The sequence below is a fragment of the Sphingobacterium sp. G1-14 genome (assembly GCF_002196555.1).
Taxonomy (GTDB): domain Bacteria; phylum Bacteroidota; class Bacteroidia; order Sphingobacteriales; family Sphingobacteriaceae; genus Sphingobacterium; species Sphingobacterium siyangense.
Window position 1 is genome coordinate 1,231,258 of the sequence record NZ_CP021381.1, and the last position, 18,656, is coordinate 1,249,913.

Annotated in this window: 18 protein-coding genes; 15 read left to right on the forward strand and 3 right to left on the reverse strand. The window is 39.1% G+C overall.

What is annotated here, in order from left to right; all coding sequences use genetic code 11:
* Position 1 precedes the first annotated feature (1 nt).
* The 9 genes from mraY (at position 2) to CBM24_RS05260 (ending at position 11,629) form a co-directional block, all read left to right on the forward strand.
* Complete coding sequence (mraY, locus tag CBM24_RS05220; protein ID WP_075991283.1) at positions 2–1,246, forward strand: phospho-N-acetylmuramoyl-pentapeptide-transferase; 1,245 nt, start codon at positions 2–4, stop codon at positions 1,244–1,246.
* A gap of 2 nt (positions 1,247–1,248) precedes the next feature.
* Complete coding sequence (murD, locus tag CBM24_RS05225; RefSeq protein ID WP_088160418.1) at positions 1,249–2,622, forward strand: UDP-N-acetylmuramoyl-L-alanine--D-glutamate ligase; 1,374 nt, start codon at positions 1,249–1,251, stop codon at positions 2,620–2,622.
* 30 nt (positions 2,623–2,652) lie between these two features.
* Positions 2,653–3,852, forward strand: coding sequence for an FtsW/RodA/SpoVE family cell cycle protein (locus tag CBM24_RS05230; protein ID WP_088160419.1), 1,200 nt, complete (start codon positions 2,653–2,655; stop codon positions 3,850–3,852).
* Positions 3,853–3,865: 13 nt separating this feature from the next.
* On the forward strand, positions 3,866–4,966 hold the full coding sequence (gene murG / locus CBM24_RS05235; RefSeq protein WP_088160420.1) for an undecaprenyldiphospho-muramoylpentapeptide beta-N-acetylglucosaminyltransferase: 1,101 nt from the start codon (positions 3,866–3,868) through the stop codon (positions 4,964–4,966).
* Positions 4,967–4,973: 7 nt separating this feature from the next.
* Entirely contained in the window at positions 4,974–6,329 is a 1,356-nt protein-coding gene (murC, locus tag CBM24_RS05240; RefSeq protein ID WP_088160421.1) for a UDP-N-acetylmuramate--L-alanine ligase, read from the forward strand.
* The gene (locus tag CBM24_RS05245; protein WP_075991288.1) at positions 6,322–7,158 is read left to right on the forward strand and encodes a cell division protein FtsQ/DivIB; all 837 of its coding nucleotides are present in this window, start codon (positions 6,322–6,324) and stop codon (positions 7,156–7,158) included. Before murC ends, CBM24_RS05245 begins: the two co-directional genes overlap by 8 nt.
* 25 nt (positions 7,159–7,183) lie before the next feature.
* Positions 7,184–8,560 (forward strand): cell division protein FtsA, encoded by a 1,377-nt coding sequence (gene ftsA, locus CBM24_RS05250; protein WP_070564959.1) that lies wholly within the window; start codon positions 7,184–7,186, stop codon positions 8,558–8,560.
* A gap of 140 nt (positions 8,561–8,700) precedes the next feature.
* On the forward strand, positions 8,701–10,398 hold the full coding sequence (gene ftsZ / locus CBM24_RS05255) for a cell division protein FtsZ (RefSeq protein ID WP_088160422.1): 1,698 nt from the start codon (positions 8,701–8,703) through the stop codon (positions 10,396–10,398).
* 88 nt (positions 10,399–10,486) lie between these two features.
* Entirely contained in the window at positions 10,487–11,629 is a 1,143-nt protein-coding gene (locus CBM24_RS05260; RefSeq protein WP_088160423.1) for a sugar phosphate isomerase/epimerase family protein, read from the forward strand.
* 29 nt (positions 11,630–11,658) lie between these two features.
* Here the strand turns inward: CBM24_RS05260 and CBM24_RS05265 are convergent, their stop codons facing one another.
* Positions 11,659–12,300, reverse strand: a complete 642-nt coding sequence (locus CBM24_RS05265; RefSeq protein ID WP_088160424.1) for a response regulator transcription factor — start codon at positions 12,298–12,300, stop codon at positions 11,659–11,661.
* 277 nt (positions 12,301–12,577) lie between these two features.
* Between CBM24_RS05265 and mscL the strand changes: the two genes are divergently transcribed.
* The 5 genes from mscL to tsaB all read left to right on the forward strand — a co-directional run bounded on the left by mscL (position 12,578) and on the right by tsaB (position 14,799).
* Entirely contained in the window at positions 12,578–12,985 is a 408-nt protein-coding gene (gene mscL, locus CBM24_RS05270; protein WP_046673978.1) for a large-conductance mechanosensitive channel protein MscL, read from the forward strand.
* 239 nt (positions 12,986–13,224) lie between these two features.
* The gene (gene rpmH, locus CBM24_RS05275; RefSeq protein ID WP_075991291.1) at positions 13,225–13,383 is read left to right on the forward strand and encodes a 50S ribosomal protein L34; all 159 of its coding nucleotides are present in this window, start codon (positions 13,225–13,227) and stop codon (positions 13,381–13,383) included.
* 60 nt (positions 13,384–13,443) lie between these two features.
* On the forward strand, positions 13,444–13,860 hold the full coding sequence (locus CBM24_RS05280; RefSeq protein ID WP_088160425.1) for a ribonuclease P protein component: 417 nt from the start codon (positions 13,444–13,446) through the stop codon (positions 13,858–13,860).
* Complete coding sequence (yidD, locus tag CBM24_RS05285; protein ID WP_075991293.1) at positions 13,823–14,077, forward strand: membrane protein insertion efficiency factor YidD; 255 nt, start codon at positions 13,823–13,825, stop codon at positions 14,075–14,077. Before CBM24_RS05280 ends, yidD begins: the two co-directional genes overlap by 38 nt.
* Before the next feature lie 14 nt (positions 14,078–14,091).
* Entirely contained in the window at positions 14,092–14,799 is a 708-nt protein-coding gene (gene tsaB, locus CBM24_RS05290; protein ID WP_088160426.1) for a tRNA (adenosine(37)-N6)-threonylcarbamoyltransferase complex dimerization subunit type 1 TsaB, read from the forward strand.
* Here tsaB and CBM24_RS05295 read toward each other — a convergent pair.
* Together CBM24_RS05295 and CBM24_RS05300 are read right to left on the reverse strand one after the other, a co-directional pair.
* Complete coding sequence (locus tag CBM24_RS05295; protein ID WP_088160427.1) at positions 14,794–15,699, reverse strand: CorA family divalent cation transporter; 906 nt, start codon at positions 15,697–15,699, stop codon at positions 14,794–14,796. The two genes, tsaB and CBM24_RS05295, sit on opposite strands and share 6 nt — an antisense overlap.
* 88 nt (positions 15,700–15,787) lie before the next feature.
* Positions 15,788–16,405 carry an OmpH family outer membrane protein gene (locus CBM24_RS05300; protein WP_088160428.1) on the reverse strand — a complete coding sequence of 206 codons (618 nt, stop codon included), beginning with the start codon at positions 16,403–16,405 and terminating at the stop codon, positions 15,788–15,790.
* A 191-nt stretch (positions 16,406–16,596) separates the two neighbouring features.
* On the opposite strand from CBM24_RS05300, the gene gyrB reads away from it, so the two are divergent.
* On the forward strand, positions 16,597–18,555 hold the full coding sequence (gyrB, locus tag CBM24_RS05305) for a DNA topoisomerase (ATP-hydrolyzing) subunit B (RefSeq protein ID WP_088160429.1): 1,959 nt from the start codon (positions 16,597–16,599) through the stop codon (positions 18,553–18,555).
* Positions 18,556–18,656 lie beyond the last annotated feature (101 nt).

Sequence of the window (18,656 nt, forward strand, 5' to 3'; positions counted from 1 at the left end):
TATGTTGTACCATCTTTTTACGTGGCTTAGCGAATATATTCATATACCTGGAGGAGGTTTGTTTCAATACATCTCCTTTCGGACATCTATGGCTGTAATCGCTTCATTGATTATTACCACGGTTTTTGGGGGAAAATTGATTCAATTTTTGCATAATAAGCAAGTTGGAGAGACAATTCGTGATTTGGGGCTTGAAGGAGAAAAAAAGAAAGCTGGTACGCCAACGATGGGTGGGATCATCATTATTGCAGGTATCCTTATCCCGACCTTGTTATTTGCAAAATTGACGAATATCTATGTGATTATCATGATCGTGACAACACTTTGGATGGGTGCAATTGGATTTTTAGATGATTATATAAAGGTTTTTAGACATAATAAAGAGGGCTTAGCTGGTAAGTTTAAGGTTGTTGGACAAGTTGGCTTGGGAGCCATAATTGCTTGTACGATGTACTTTCATCCGGATATCGTTGTTCGAAAAGGGGTGGATAAACCAACCTCTACCAAGCCCGTTGAAGTGGTTATCAATGAAGGTACAGGTGAGAAGACCTATGCTGAAAACGTGAAATCATCTAAGACAAATATTCCGTTTTATAAAAATAACGAATTTGATTATGCTAAGGTGTTTAAAATATTCGGACTACAGAGCGATTATCTGACTTTCGTTGTCTTTTTAGTTGTCGTTATTTTTATCGTTACGGCAGTTTCAAACGGCGCAAATATTACGGACGGTATCGATGGTTTAGCCACGAGTACATCCGCTATCATTGGTGTTACTTTAGCCATTTTGGCGTACGTGTCAGGTAACGTAATCTTTTCAGATTACCTCAATATTATGTATATCCCCAATTCCGGAGAACTCGTGATTTTCGCCGGGGCATTTGTGGGGGCTTGCGTAGGTTTCTTATGGTATAACACGTATCCTGCCCAAGTTTTTATGGGTGATACGGGAAGTTTGGCAATAGGAGGTATAATTGCTGCTTTTGCTATCCTGATTCGGAAAGAACTTTTGATTCCGATTTTATGTGGTGTATTTCTGTTGGAAAACCTTTCGGTCATTCTTCAAGTGTCGTATTTCAAATACACGAAGAAGAAATATGGTGAGGGTAGACGGATCTTTTTGATGTCGCCATTACATCACCATTTTCAGAAGAAGGGGTATCACGAAGCGAAAATTGTAACACGTTTTGTTATTGTAGGAATCATATTGGCCATTCTTACTATTGTAACATTGAAAATTAGATAATGATGTCAAACATTGCAACAACATATTATCCTCAATCTGGGCGTTTGGTCATTTTAGGCGCCGGCGAAAGCGGTGTTGGAACAGCTATTCTTGGAAAAGAAAAGGGATTTGATGTATTTGTATCAGATAAGGGACTGATTGCGGACCACTATAAGGAACAATTGAAAGTCGAGGGAATAGCTTTTGAAGAAGGTAATCACGATGAAGAACGGATTTTGAATGCCGCTTTGGTTGTGAAGAGCCCCGGTATTCCAGAGACGGTGCCTTTGGTGGTCGCTCTGAAAGCAAAGAATATACCCGTGATTGCAGAAATTGAATTTGCTGCCCAATATACAGACGCAAAGTTAATCTGTATTACAGGATCAAACGGAAAGTCTACGACGACGATGTTGACTTATGAAATGCTTAAGCATGGCGGCTTAAATGTTGGATTGGCCGGTAATATTGGAAAGAGCTTTGCGCTTCAGGTAGCTAAAGAACAGTTTGATTGCTATGTCTTGGAAATATCAAGCTTTATGCTGGACGATATGTACCATTTTAGAGCAGATGTTGCTGTTATATTGAATATTACGCCTGATCATTTGGATCGCTATGACCATAAAATGGAAAATTATGTGGATTCAAAATTCAGGATGATTCAGAATCAAACGGAGAAAGATTATTTTATATACTGCATGGACGATCCAGAAACAATTAAAGGATTGGAAAGACATCATAGTAAAGGGACCTATTTGCCTTTTACACAGGAACAACTTGTTGAATTGGGCGCTTATTTAAATGCCAATAAAACAATAATTATTAATACACCAAATAACGATACATTCACTATGAGAGCTGAGGAATTGTCATTGCAGGGGAAGCATAATATTTATAATAGCATGGCTTCTGGGTTAATTGCGAAAGTGCAGGAATTGAGAAATCAAGTGATGAAAGAGAGCATGGGCTCGTATGTGAATATTCCACATCGCCTGGAACATGTAGCCTGTATCGGCGGTGTGAATTACATTAACGATTCAAAGGCAACGAATGTAAATTCGGTATGGTATGCTTTGGAAAGTTTCTCTACACCAATCGTATTGTTATTAGGAGGTGTAGATAAAGGAAACGATTACAGTATGCTTGCTGATTTGGTCAAAGACAAAGTGCGTGCTATCGTTTGTTTGGGAAAAGATACGGCTGCAATTCATAAAGCATTTGAACAAGATGTGGAGATTATTGTCAACAGTACCTCCATGCAAGATGCCGTGGTATTGTCTTCACACCTGGCCCAAAAAGGTGATACCGTCTTATTGTCTCCTGCTTGTGCTAGTTTTGATTGGTTCAAAAACTATGAAGATCGCGGCGATAAATTTAAAGCTGCTGTAATGGAATTATAAATGGTGTAACCCAATAAGAGGAGGAAGGATATGCTACAGAATATAATGTCTAAATTGAAGGGTGATCGATGGATATGGATCATTGTGATTATCTTATCGGGATGGTCACTCTTGGCTGTATACAGTTCGGTGGGTACGTTGGCGTATAAAGAAGGGAAGGGAACAGAAATGTATTTGTTAAAGCACTTCTCTATTATCGCCATTGGGTTTATCCTTATGTATCTTTCCCATAAATTGGATTATCGGTATTACGCTGGTATATCCAAAATAATGATGGGTATTACAATCCCCCTATTGCTGTTTACCTTATTGTTTGGTAGCAAAGTTAACGAGGCTAGTCGTTGGTTGACTATTCCAGGTATCGGTTTAACTTTTCAGACTTCAGATTTAGCAAAGTTGTCTCTCATCGTTTTTCTAGCACGGATGTTATCCCGGAAACAGGAAGAGATTAAAGATGTAAAAAAGTCGTTCTTACCTATTATGGGCTCGGTATGTGGTGTATTTATTCTGATTGCCTTGGCCAACTTATCTACGGCATTAATGTTGTTTGGAGTTAGTGTTTTATTGCTGTTGATCGGTCGAATTAGTTTTAAACAAATTGCTATTGTCTGCTGTGGTGGTGGTATTCTCCTGATGATGGTTATCTTTTTTGGTCCACGTAGGGCAACCTATATCAGTCGGGTAAAATCTTTTTTTCACACTGAAAAAGTGGAGAAATCGGTATCCTTCCAGGATGATAAAAATTATCAGGCAAACAATGCGAAAATTGCGATAGCAACGGGTGGGCTTTTTGGAAAAGGACCTGGAAATAGCGTACAGCGTAATGTGTTGCCGCATCCTTACTCAGATTTTATATATGCTATTATTATAGAGGAGTACGGGACAGTCGGTGGGGTAATCCTGCTATTTCTATATCTGGCCTTTATGTATCGATGTATACGTATTGTCACGATGAGTCCCAAAGCTTTCGGTACTTTTCTGGCAGCGGGCTTGGGATTTAGTTTGACGATTCAGGCCCTTGCAAATATGGCTGTTGCTGTAGGCTTAGGACCAGTTACGGGGGTTCCGCTTCCACTCGTGAGTATGGGAGGAACATCTATTTTATTTACGAGTGTCGCTTTAGGAATTATCCTGAGTGTGAGCAGAAATATTGAAGAATTAAAAGGTAAAGAAGAGCTGGATGAAAAGCCTAAACCAAAAAAAGTGGTTATAGGATCAATTCCAGCATAATAAAAAATTGAGCATGGCAATTCGTGTAATTATTAGTGGTGGTGGAACCGGAGGACATATCTTTCCGGCGATTTCAATTGCAAATGCACTGAAGGCAATGGATCCTGCAAATGAAATTCTATTTGTGGGTGCCAATGGCCGGATGGAAATGGATAAAGTGCCAGCTGCCGGTTATCAAATTATTGGACTTGATATCCAGGGGATCAATAGAAAACAGCTGTGGAAAAATATCTTTTTGCCATTTAAACTTATGAAAAGCTTGAATATGGCAAAAAGTGTAATTAAGGATTTTAGACCGGATGTGGCTGTAGGTGTAGGCGGCTTTGCCTCCGGACCTTTGTTAATGATGGCGAATAAATTGGGCGTGCCAACTGTTGTACAGGAACAAAATTCCTATGCAGGTGTGACCAATAAAAAAGTTGGGGCAAAGGCAGCAAAGATATGTGTCGCCTATGAGGGGATGGAGCAATTTTTTCCTGCTGAGAAAGTATTACTAACTGGGAACCCAATAAGACGCGAGTCCATTGCAATAGCGGGGAAAAGAGAAGAAGCTTTAACGTTCTTTGGGTTAGATCCACACAAAAAGACAATTTTGGTACTCGGCGGTAGTTTGGGGGCTAAAACATTAAATGAAAGTGTCGTTGCTTACCTTAATGAGCTGAAGGAAGAAGTGCAGGTGATTTGGCAATGCGGTAGTTTCTACGTTGAAAAGTTACGGGAGAAGTTAACAGGTCAGCTGCCCGACAACATTAAGATGTTGGCCTTTTTACAGCGTATGGACTATGCTTATGCAGCGGCAGATTTAATTATTAGCCGCGCCGGAGCGGGTACGATTTCTGAGCTCTGTGTAGTCGGGAAGCCTGTTATTCTTGTGCCTTCGCCCAATGTGGCCGAAGACCATCAGACCAAAAATGCTATGGCATTGGTCAATAAGGGGGCTGCGTTATTGGTTAAGGATAGTGATGCAAAAAAAGACCTGGTGCCTGCTGCTTTAACTTTATTAAAAGATGCAGCTCATGTCGCACAATTAAGTGAAAATATTAAAAAACTCGGTAAGTTGAATGCTGACGTGGCGATTGCCGAGGAGGTGTATAAATTGGTTAATAAAAAATAGACGAAGTATGAATCTAGATGCAATAAAACAAGTTTACTTGATCGGAATAGGTGGTATAGGCATGAGTGGTCTTGCGCGCTATTTTAAGCATTTGGGCTGTGAGGTGAATGGATATGACCGTACAGAAACTGAGCTGACTAAAAACTTAGTCAAGGAAGGAATCGCGATCTCATATCAGGATGATATCAATACGATTGATGCTATTTTTCACGTACCTACAGCGGAGACATTGGTCATTTTTACACCAGCCATTCCTAAAGATTCGAAGATTAAAGCTTTTTTGGAATCTCAAGGACATATACTATATAAGAGATCGCAGGTTTTGGGGATCATTAGCGAGAGTAGATTTACGGTCGCTGTTGCCGGTACACATGGTAAAACGACAACTTCTACAATGGTGGCACATGTATTGAAAGATTCGGGTTACGACTGTTCTGCCTTTTTGGGCGGAATCAGTTCTAATTACGGTACCAATGTGCTTTATGGAAATAATAATACAGTTGTGGTTGAGGCTGATGAGTTTGATCGCTCATTTCTGACGCTTCACCCCAATATCGCAATAGTAACTTCTTCTGATGCGGATCATTTGGACATTTATGGAGATCGCAGCCATCTGCTCGAATCATTCCAATTGTTCTTGGATAAAGTAGTTGAAGGAGGTACACGTATTATAAAAAAAGGCCTCGAGTTTGCGGGGCAAATAAGTTATTCAGGCCATGAAATCGCTGATGCATATGCTTCCAATGTGCATGTACGCGACGGAGAGTTCTTTTTTGACTACCAAGATACCAACGGGCGGATAGACGATATCCATTTAGGTATTCCTGGTACCCATAATGTTGAAAATGCGGTAGCCGCGATTGCAGTAGCCCGTTTACTTGGGATTGAAAATGAAGCGATCAAGAGAGCATTGACAACATTCAAAGGAGTAAAAAGAAGGTTTGAATATATTGTCCGTAAACCTGGAGCGGTGTATATCGATGACTATGCGCACCATCCAGAGGAACTGCGTGCATTTTTAACTTCGATGCGCAAATTGTATCCCACAACAAAACTAAATGTGGTCTTTCAGCCGCATTTATTTACCCGTACACGGGATTTTGTGGATGGTTTCGCAGAGGTGTTGTCCATGGCAGACAATCTGTTGTTAATGGAAATTTATCCAGCTCGGGAACTTCCAATTGAAGGGATCAATTCGAGTTGGTTATTGGATAAAATTACGGCAGAGAAAAAACAGCTTGTAACTGCAGAAGAAGTCTTGGAATTCGCACGCGATGAAAAGCCGGAACTGATTGTTACAGTTGGGGCAGGTGATATTGACAAATTGGTTAAACCGTTACAGGAAATTTTAGGGCATGCTTAAAAAATTACGTAACATACAATGGAATCGTGTACTCTACTTTACGCTGTTTTTTATCGGCGTAATAGTTGTCGTCGTGATTATGACTATTGTGGGGAAACGTGATGAGCAGCAGGTTTGTAAAGAGATTAAAATTGTCATTGAAGGCACAGAAGCTTTTATTGATCAGGCTGATATCTCCAAACTGATAGAACAAAACTATGGTAGTTTTGCGGGAAAGAAAGTCAATGGAATTCCTTTTCAAAAGGTTGAAAAAACCTTGCGCAAATTACCGTATGTTTCCGATGCCAGTATACATGCCGATATGGATGGTACGATCAGAATTAATATTAGTCAGCGCGAGGCTGTCATGCGGGTCATCAACAAAAATGGAAAAGAATTTTATGTGGACCCCAATGGGTTGAAGATACCGACAACGTTGAAGTATATACCGCATATCATGGTTGCAACGGGTAACATCGCAGAAGGATATAATGAAGCACTGGATACCATATCAACGCCCTTGGTTAAAGATTTGGTGAAGGTTATTGAGTTTATCAAAAACGATGAATTATGGAGTAATCAAGTTGTGCAGATCTATGTCAACGGGGATAAGGATATTGAACTTGTGCCTCGTATAGGGACACAGCAGTTGATTGTTGGATCGGCAGATTCATTGGAACAAAAATTTGAATTATTAAAGACCTTTTATACGCAGATCATGCCAAAAGTGGGTATAAATGCTTACGGTGTTGTCAACGTAAAATATGGAGGTCAGATTATCTGTGAAAAGCGGGGAAACTGGAGTTTTTCAGATGATCAAACAAAAAAAGTAGCAAATAATACATTATAGTAATACAGCAACAATACAGGAAATTATGAACTCAAAGGCAGCAGAAATTGAAAGAGAAAACCCAATTATCGTGGGACTCGATATTGGTACTACCAAAATTTGTGTTACGGTTGGGAGACGTAGCTCAGGAAACAAAATTGAATTATTAGGTGTGGGCAAAGCTGACTCTGCAGGTGTAAGCAGGGGGGTGGTTGCTAATATCCAGAAAACTGTGGGAAGCATTTTAGAGGCTGTCGAGATAGCCGAAGCACAGTCCAATGTGGATATTAAAGTGGTGAATGTGGGAATTGCTGGCCAACACATCAAAAGTATTCAACACCGTGGAATATTTACCAAAACTGATGGTGATGATGAAATCATTCGACGCGATATCGAACGACTGATTTCGGATATGTATAAACTGGTACTGCCTCCAGGAGAAGAAATTATACATGTTTTACCACAAGAGTTTACGGTAGATAACGAACCCGGAATTCGCGAACCAATCGGTATGGCTGGTCGTCGTATTGAAGCAAATTTTCATATTATATCGGGACGTGTGACGGATATTAAAAATATCAAGAAATGTATTGATAATTCCAATCTGGAAGTTGCTGAATTAATTCTCGAGCCTTTAGCGTCTTCCGAAGCTGTATTGGATGAAGACGAAAAAAATGCTGGCGTTGTATTAGTGGATATCGGTGGTGGAACCACGGATGTTGCCATCTTCCATGAAGGAATTATTCGTCACACTGCTGTGATTCCTTTAGGCGGTAATATTGTAACGGAAGATATCCGTCAAGGATGTTCTGTTTTGCGTTCTCAGGCTGAATTGTTGAAAACTCGTTTCGGATCGGCTCTAGCTGATGAAAATAAAGAAAATGAGGTGATTTGTGTGCCAGGATTGAAAGGTCGTGAACCAAAGGAAATTTCCGTTAAAAATTTGGCTTATATTATTCAAGCTAGAATGGAAGAAATTATTGAGCACGTGTACTATGAAATCAAATCTTCTGGATATGAAAATAAACTGATCGGTGGTATTGTTATTACCGGTGGTGGTGCTCAATTAAAACATTTGGTACAACTTGTTGAGTATATTACTGGAATAGATTGTCGTATCGGATTTCCGAATGAATATCTTTCTAAGAATGAGGTTTTACCAAAACCGTTGTTCGAAGAATTGAAAAGCCCTTTGTATGCAACAAGTATTGGCTTGTTGATTAAGGGAATTCAATCCCATGAGGAAGAAGAAGATAGCCGTAGAGAAATGCACGCCCCATCGAAAAAAGTGCAGGCTGCTACGGTGACAACAAAAGAGGTTTCTGAACAACAACAAAAAGAGCAAGGATTATTGTCATGGTTCAAACGTTTTATCAAAGACGGTAACGAAATCGATGACGCAAGTTTTTTAGATAAGAAGTAAGTTTTCCACAATAGTTGAAGTTTTCCACAATTTAACAAATGTGGAAAACTTTTGTTGAAATTATATTATTATTACATTACATATAGTGGGTTTGATTCGTTCTGATATCATCTTCATTGTAAGTTAAATAGGGATAAGTTATGTCAATACAGTTTGAAATGTTAAAAGAACAATCTTCAATAATCAAGGTTATTGGGGTTGGTGGTGGTGGCGGCAATGCCGTAAACCACATGTATAAACAAGGAATTAGTGGGGTAGATTTTATCGTGTGTAATACTGATGCGCAAGCATTGGAATTGAGCCCGATCCCAAATAAAGTTCAATTGGGAATAAGTCTAACCGAAGGTATGGGAGCAGGAGCAGATCCTGATGTAGGTGAAAATTCAGCAATCGAAAGTATTGAAGATATCAAACGTATGTTGGGTACCAATACCAAGATGTTGTTTATTACAGCTGGTATGGGCGGTGGTACTGGTACTGGTGCTAGCCCGGTATTGGCGAAAGCTGCCAAAGAATTGGGTATTTTAACTGTTGCGATTATTACGACACCATTTACATTTGAAGGTAAACGCCGTCGTTCTCAAGCGGAGGAAGGACTTTCGGAATTACGTAAATATGTAGACTCTTATCTTGTTATTTCTAACGATCGTTTGCGTGAAATCTTCGGGAATCTAACGATGACAGCTGCTTTCGCGAAAGCGGATGATATTTTAACTACCGCTGCAAAAGGTATTGCCGAAATTATTACGATCCCTGGTTATGTAAACGTCGATTTTAAAGATGTACGTACCGTCATGAATGATAGCGGTGTTGCTATTATGGGTAACGCAATAGCTGAAGGTGAAGACCGTGCATTACGCGCTGTAGAAGGTGCTTTGGCTTCGCCTTTATTGAAAGACAATGAGATCGAAGGCGCTCGCTATATTTTATTGAATATTACTTCTGGAACAAAAGAAGTAACAATGGATGAGGTGGCAATCATTACGGATTACATTCAGGAAAAAGCTGGTTTGTCAGCTGATTTGATCTGGGGTAACTGTATTGACGAGAACTTTGAAGATGAGTTGTCAGTAACAATTATTGCTACCGGTTTTCAAACATCTGAAGAACGCGATAAAGAACGTGAAAATACAAAGGTGTCTATGCCCTTAACTGCTGAACCGGCTAATTCTTTTATCAAACCTGTTTCTCAGGTAGCACCAAGAGAAGTTCCAGCTACGAATAGTTTCGTGACTCCGGTTCAACGTGTGGATACACCAGTCCCTTCTTCAAATACGCCAACTCCAAATAATTTGCAATCTGATTTGTTCACTTCACCAAGAAATGCTGTGCAACAACAGGTGGCTGTTGAGGAACCTCAAGTTATACGTCATGATTTAGGTTTTGATGGTGGTTATGAAGAGGAAACTTCATTTGGAGACAATGATTTTCAATTGAAAACTTCGCCATCTGTGTTTCAATTCCAGATGCCAACAGTCTTCGATTCTTATACAGCACCTTCAGCTTCAGCATATGAGGAGAAACCTACTTTTTCATCAAGTACAACAAATGAACAAGTAGAAGTCCCGCAAGTGGAAGAAGAACAGGTGTCGTTTGAAGATCAGCTCGTTCGTACGAAAGAACGTATTTTGCGTCTTAAAGAATTAAGCATGAAATTAAAATCTTCTAATGGGCTACATGAGTTGGAAAATGAGCCTGCTTATAAGAGAAAACAAATGTCATTGGAAGATACACCGCATTCTTCACAATCTCAGGTGTCTCGTTTTACACTTTCTTTTGAAGATGGAAATACTGAAATCAGACCGAACAATTCTTTTCTACATGACAATGTAGACTAGTTGATTCACCATAAAATAACAAAAAGCCATCCAATCGGATGGCTTTTTTAGTATCTTTAAATACCGAAATAAGACAATTATACAAGCTATGACGACAAAATTAAATAACCCTGTATGGGTAATGAGTTCTGCATTTGATAAATTATCCTTACCGGAGTTGATTCAGACGACCAAAAGAATCGGGGCGGGGGGGATAGACCTCTGTGTGTTTAGAAAAGATGGTACCCGAGAAGATCATACTGCAACACATTTGGATTATGATGATTTTACTCCTGCAAAAGCGAGGGAAATAATTGAGCTGTTCAATCAGGCTGATTTAAAACTTTCGCTTGGTGCTTTTGAAAATATGATTGGTGGTGATCCTGAGCAACGTGTGAAGAATCAAAATCATTTATTGAAATTGATCCGTATTGCACATTTGCTTGGTGGTGATGCAAATAACGTCAAGGTAGGAACATTCGTTGGATATAATCACGAATTGGGCAATCAAATTGATGGATTTCAAAAAAATCTTGAAGAATACAAACGTGTATTTGCTCCCATTGTTAATTATGCAGAGAGTTTAGGTGTAACCATCCTCTATGAGAATTGCCCAATGGAAGGATGGCGCTCATCACGTTATAGCTCTACCTATAACAATCTTCCCGCTGTGCTGGCCGCTCGTAAATTAATGTATGCGATGATTCCGAGTAAAGCTCATGGCGAGATTTATGATCCTTCGCATGATGTTTGGCAAAATACAAATCCGATTGAAGTTATTCGTAATACAGACATCAGCCGCTTACAGCGTATACATGTGAAGACTACACGTAATTTACAGACCGCTGCACGTATTGATTGGGGTGGAATGTACCCTATGCAGCATGTTGATGCTGAATTGGCTAAAAAGGCCAACGTAACTATTCCTGGGCATGACTGGGATAGACATCACTATGAAGCAATGTTACCAGGCTTTGGTGGATCCGATAGCATGGATTGGCGAGGCTTTGTTGACTTATTGCAAGAACGTGGTTTCAGTGGTCCCTTTGAGATCGAAAACGAAGCTAAGAATTCGAAAGATACAGGTGATTTTTCTGCAACGGTTCAAGGATTTACGACCTGCCTCAACTTTTTAGCACCGATGTTATGGGATTTAGAAGCAGAGGTGGGGTATTCTTATAAGAAATCTCACCCTTTAGAAGACCTGAACGTAAAATATGTTCCAGTTGTTACGATGGATGAGTTAATTTAGTAGGATAAAAATGCACTCCAACAAAATGACTAGTTGTTGGAGTGTATTCTGAAAAGTTCAATAAGTTCAGGAATATTAGAAACATTGAGTTTTTCAAAGATTCTGCTTTTATACGTGCTCACTGTTGAAGGGCTTAACTCCAACAAGCTAGATACTTCAATAATCCCCAGTCCCTTTATTAATTGTTTAGCAACGTCCACCTCTCTATTTGACAGACGTGCCAACGGATTTAGCTTCGTCAGTTCACACTTGCTCTGTGTTAATTTCTGAATATATAGATCCTGTACATTGCTCGACATATACTTCCCTCTATCCTGAATAGCCAGAATGGCATTGGAAAGTTCAGCCATTGCTGTTGTTTTGTTGAGGTAGCCTACCGCTCCTGCTTCGATATAGCGTAGCGCATATAGTGATTCGTCATAAGACGAGAAAATCAAAATTTTGATGCTTGGTCGAATTTGAAGGATCTCCTCAACGACCCGTATATTATTTCCTCCCGGCATATTAATGTCCAACAATAACAGGTCGAAATCCTCTACCTTTATTTTTTCAAGAACCTCGTCAAAGGTTTCAGCTTGGAATATTTCTGCCTTTTGAAGAGTTTCTTTAATAATAACGGAGGCTCCTAACCGTACAATACCGTGGTCGTCTGCTATAAGAATCTTTTTCATAGATATGCTATCTGATGCTGGGCTTTAATTACCGTATGAAATAAAGTACTAACAATATACAATATATCTTGATATTTTACTAGTTAACGCGCAAATATAAGAAATTAAGTTAATAAAAATTGGGGCGGTGCGAGTTGCGTGTCTTTTCATATAAACAGGACATAGGGTAGAAAATATAGCACAATATGAGTTTAACGATAAAAAATTGGCATATTTTAATTAGATTTATGTGACAATTACTAGTTTTGTCATAATTTATGGACTAAAAAATTTAAATATGGGATTTTTAAAAGAGTTTAAAGAGTTTGCAATGCGCGGCAGCGTGGTCGATCTAGCTGTCGGTGTTGTTATCGGTGGAGCCTTTGGTAAAATTGTCACCTCATTGGTTGACGATATTATCATGCCGCCCATTGGTTATTTAACAGGGGGTGTTGATTTTTCATCCAAAAAATTGATTCTGAAGGCCGCTGATGAGGCTACTAAACAAGCTGAAGTATCCATTAATTATGGAAACTTTATTAATGTGGTTATTCAATTTTTAATTGTAGCATTCTGTATTTTTTGTGTTATCAAAGCTTTAAATTCATTGAAACGTAAAGAGGAAGCAGCTCCTGCGGCACCTGCAGCACCGACGAAAGAAGAAACACTTTTGACTGAGATCAGGGATATTCTGAAAAATAAATAGTGTAAGGTATATACTTCATTTATAAAAATCAGCACAGTCAAACTGTGCTGATTTTTATTTTATGGTAGTTGAAAAATTGTTTTTTGAAGCTGTAGCTGAATAAATTAGCTTGTCTGCTTCACATTAACTTTAAATGTTCGTAATATTGTTTGTTTTTGTCTAAAATAAACTTTACTTTTGCATTCCTCTTGGGGAGTTTTGTATTAATTGAAGTAAGAACAAATTAGCATAATAGCGTCATGAAAAGAACATTTCAGCCATCGCAAAGAAAAAGAAGAAACAAACACGGTTTTAGAGAGCGTATGAGCTCTGCAAACGGTAGAAGAGTATTAGCTTCACGTAGAGCTAAAGGTAGAAAACGTCTTACAGTGTCTGACGAATACCGTCACAAAGGTTAATCTTTGACAAGGATCGGTGGCCACTTATAAGAGCTTTTTCTAGTAAGATTAAGTCATCGTATGAAAAATACATTTACAAAAGAAGAACGGTTATGTGCGAAAAGGCGTATTGATGCGCTTTTTAAAAGCGGTTCTTCTTTTGTTTTGTATCCGTTTAGGGTTGTTTTTATCTTCGAGAAAAACAACTTGACTGACCATATTCCCTCCAGTCAGTCTATCATTTCCGTATCCAAACGTAGGTTCAAAAGAGCAGTTGATCGCAATTCGATTAAGCGAATGATGCGTGAGAGTTACCGTTTACAAAAATCGAATGATTTGATTCCGTTTTTGTTGAAACATAATGTAACTTTGTATTTAGCTATTCAATATGTAGGCAAGCAGATCTTAGCGTATGATGTGTTTAGCACCGCAATGAATAAAATGCTGAAAAAATTGCAGGATGAATGTGCTGAAGCTTATTTGGAAAAAGGGGATTAGACCCTTGTTTAGTTTTATTTTCTTGGCTATTATTCGTTTCTACCAAGTTTTTATCTCACCATTTTTAGGCGCCAATTGTAGATATACACCTACCTGTTCTCAGTACGGTAAGGAAGCTATTTTGAAATATGGTCCTTTTAAAGGTGGCTGGATGGCTTTGAAACGAATCGCACGTTGCAACCCTTGGGGTGGCCATGGGCATGATCCTGTACCTTGATTTCTATAACGACGATGAATAATTTAATTTTACAAATTGATACATCAACCGCTGTATGTTCGGTTGCCTTGAGTGAAAATGGTCAAACGTTGCAAGTCATCGATCTCGATGAACCAAATGCTCATGCGGCTAAATTGACTATTTTGATTGCGGAAATTCTTAAACAGACAGGCCGAAAGATGCAGGATTTGAACGCTGTTGCGGTGAGTATGGGGCCAGGCTCGTATACAGGCTTGCGGATAGGAGTGTCTACGGCCAAAGGTCTCTGTTATGCCTTAGATGTACCTTTAATCGCTATTAACACGTTAGAAGCGTTGTTTTTAGGCTATAAAGGGCAATTCGGTTTAACAGAAGATGAAGCTTACCTTCCTATGCTCGATGCCCGTCGGATGGAAGTCTATACAGCAGTTTATAATCATAACGCTATATTGGAGAGAGCGACATCTGCGGAAATCATCGATGTTGAGTATTTCAATGAATTATTGCTGAACTATCATCGTGTCCATTTATTTGGTTCGGGAGCCGATAAATTCCAGGATTTGTTCAGTGCAACGGATCGCGTGGATGTGCTGAGCGGATTTAATGTTTCCGCGGCTTTTCTATCGCTGTTGGCCTTTGATAAATTTCAGCGGAAAGAGTTTGAGGATGTTGCTTATTTCGAGCCATTCTATCTTAAAGATTTTGTGGTTACCCCTGCAAAGAAAAAGGTTGGCTTATTATAGCCAACCTTTTCTTTTGAACCACAAATAAATCGCAAGGGATATGGCAACCATGATTCCCATGGCCACTGGATATCCATAGTACCATTCTAATTCGGGCATATTTTTAAAATTCATTCCATAAATTCCTGCCACAAAAGTGATTGGCATAAAAAATACGGAGAAAATCGTCAGGATGCGCATAATCTCATTGGTGTGATTAGACGAGATGTTGAAATATACATTCAGTAGCTGTGCTACATTTTCCGATAAGTTTTCGTACAAGGTTGATGTCCGGACCTGGAGATCTTTTAAATCGCGGGTATAGACATCTTTTTTGGACGAGGAATGAAAATGCTCAACGACCTCTCTGTAGAGAAAGATGACCTTTCGTGCAACATCAATCTGCCTTTTGATAAAATAGAGGTTTTTCAGTATTGGCTGTTGTTTCATGCGTTTGAGGAAAATCAATTCTTCGTATGCATCGATGCGTGTTGAAAGTTGCTCTAAGGTTTGACTAAAGGTGAATACAGCCGCAGTCGTGATAAATACAGCCAGTTTACGGCTATTTTTTGTCTTGATGGACGTGAATTCAATATTCTTAAGTTTTTCTAAAAACTCGATACGACGTTTGTGTACAGTAATCACAAAATCACTTCCGTAGAAGATGGTCAGGCGATCGGTGATTTCCCCGATGCTGTCTGAATTTTCCTTGAAATTGTCCGACATGACACGGAGAATAACAAAGGTATAATTCTCAAATTCTTCAATTTTCGGTAGATGTTCTGGTTCTTTGGAATCCTTGATCGAAGCTTCATTCAAATTGAAGCGCTCTTTGATAAAGGTGAAGTCTTCTGAGGTTGGCTCAGCTATATCTATCCATTCGTAGTTTGCGATTTCCTTTTCAACAATCGTTCTGACCATAAATCCAATTTTAGTAAGGACAAGATAAGAAAGAAAATAAAAAAAGCCATCAACTCAGTTGATGGCTTTCCTAAATTATTATAACCTTCTATTTGTTTGAAGATTTATATTCTTCGTTTAACTGTTTGATTACCTCATTCGTGATTTCCAGAGATGGGTCAGCATACAATACAGTTGGGTTGCTTTTTGAATAGGTCAGCACCAGTTTGTAGCCATTTTCTGCAGCATGTTTTTTCAGGAATTCGGTAATTTTATTATAAACATTGTTGAATTCTTCAGACTCGTCTTTTGCAATAGAGGAAGAAGCTGTTTGATCTAAACGTGCAAGCTCATCTTGTTTACGTGCTAGTTTTTGTTCAGTAGCTTGTCTATCAGGGGCAGACATTGTAGCTGCATTTTTTTGATATTCGGCAACTTCCCGTTGGAATGCAGTGCTTTTAGATTGCAGATCCGTTTGTGCTTTCTTTACTTTGTTTTCAAGCTTTGATTTAATGTCCTTAAAATATTGATATTTTTCAGAAAGTGAATCCGAGTTTAAATAGACGATTTTATCTTTGTTACTTCCCTGGCTCTCCTTGCTTACCGTATTGGAATCATTTTTTGCAGGTTCGTTTGTTGTTTTTGCACCTTGGTTACATGATGCAATAGTTCCAACCAATAAAAGGCCAAAGGAAACTTTCGATACAATTGAAAATATAGTGTTCATTTTTTTGTTATTTGCAAATTATTACTGAAAACAAACCTAACATAAAAAAATCGAAATTCTAGTTTTTAGTAATAAAAAAGTAAAATTATCCTGTGTATTATAATTCGGAATATAGGTTCAATACTTGTTCACGGACTTGATAAATCGGCCAAAATTTCGTATTTTTGAATATTACATTTAAGAGGTTTTCAATGAGCGAAGAAAATAAAAATGCATCCACCTATTCGGCCGATAATATTCAGGTATTAGAGGGTTTAGAGGCGGTTCGTAAGCGTCCATCCATGTATATTGGTGACACCGGTGTAAAAGGATTGCACCATTTGGTATACGAGGTTGTTGACAATTCAATCGATGAAGCTGTAGCAGGATATTGTACAGATATCTTTGTTACTATCCATAAAGATAATTCGATTTCTGTCCGGGATAACGGTCGTGGTATTCCTACAGGAATCAACAAAAAAGAGAATAAATCAGCCTTAGAGCTTGTAATGACTGTATTGCACGCCGGAGGTAAATTTGATAAAGATACATACAAGGTTTCTGGTGGTCTGCATGGTGTCGGTGTTTCCTGTGTGAATGCACTATCTACCCTTTTGAAGGCTGAGGTTCATCGCGATGGAAAGATTTTCCAGCAAGAATACCAAATTGGTAAGCCCTTGTATGATGTGAAAGAAGTTGGTGTTTCGGATAAGACGGGTACTATTGTAACGTTCCATCCAGATGCGACAATTTTCACGCAGACTACCGTTTATAATTACGATACATTGGCAAATCGTCTTCGTGAACTTGCATTTTTAAATAAAGGTGTGAGTTTGACGTTGAATGATGAGCGGGAGACTAATGAAGACGGTTCTGAAAAGAAAGAAACATTCTATTCAGAGGGTGGTCTGAAAGAGTTTGTGAAATTTTTAGATGGTAACCGTCAGTCGTTGATTCCTGAACCAATTTATGTTGAAGGCGTGAAACAAGGTATCCCTGTTGAACTGGCTTTACAATATAACGATACGTATTCGGAGAATGTCCATTCTTATGTGAATAACATCAATACGATTGAAGGTGGTTCTCACGTTGCGGGTTTCCGTCGTGGTTTGACACGTACTTTGAAAGCATATGCGGACAAGTCAGGTTTGCTTAAAAACTTAAAAGTGGAAATTACCGGTGATGACTTCCGTGAGGGATTGACAGCTGTAATTTCGGTGAAGGTTGCAGAACCTCAATTTGAGGGACAAACGAAGACGAAATTAGGTAACTCCGAGGTGATGGGGGCTGTAGATGTTGCTGTTGGTGAGATCTTAGGTGTTTATCTGGAAGAGAATCCACGTGAGGCAAAATCTATTGTTCAAAAGGTTGTCATTGCAGCTCAAGCACGTGCTGCTGCACGTAAGGCCCGTGATTTGGTCCAACGTAAAACCGTTATGGGGGGCTCCGGACTTCCTGGTAAATTAGCCGACTGTCAAGACAACGATCCTACCAAATGTGAGATTTATTTTGTCGAGGGGGATTCTGCGGGTGGTACTGCCAAGTCTGGTCGTGATAGAAAGCATCAGGCGATCATGCCTTTACGTGGTAAGATCCTGAACGTTGAAAAAGCGATGGAACATAAGATCTACGAAAATGAGGAGATCAAAAATATGTTTACAGCTTTGGGCGTGAGTGTAGGTACTGCCGAAGATGCTAAGGCATTGAATATTGAAAAATTACGTTATCACCGCATCATCATCATGACCGATGCCGATGTGGATGGGTCCCACATTACAACATTGATCTTGACGTTCTATTTCAGATACATGAAGGAATTGATCGAAAGAGGATATGTATATATCGCTACACCGCCGCTATACTTGGTGAAAAAAGGGAAAGAGCATGAGTACGCTTGGAATGAAGACCAACGTATCAATGCAATTCAACGTTTGAAAGGAAGTGGTAAAGAGGATAGCGTACACGTACAACGTTATAAAGGTCTTGGAGAGATGAATGCAGAACAGTTATGGGATACAACCATGAATCCTGAAACGCGTACTTTAAGACAAGTAACTATTGAAAACGCGGCAGAATGTGACCGTATCTTCTCGATGTTGATGGGTGATGAAGTTGCTCCGCGTCGTGAATTTATCGAAAAAAATGCACGTTATGCTAAAATTGATATTTAATTGATCTGATCATAAAAGAATAAAAAAAGCCTGATGAAATTTTTCATCAGGCTTTTTTTATTCTTTTATATTTCCTAATTTCATACCAGTGAACCGTTTTT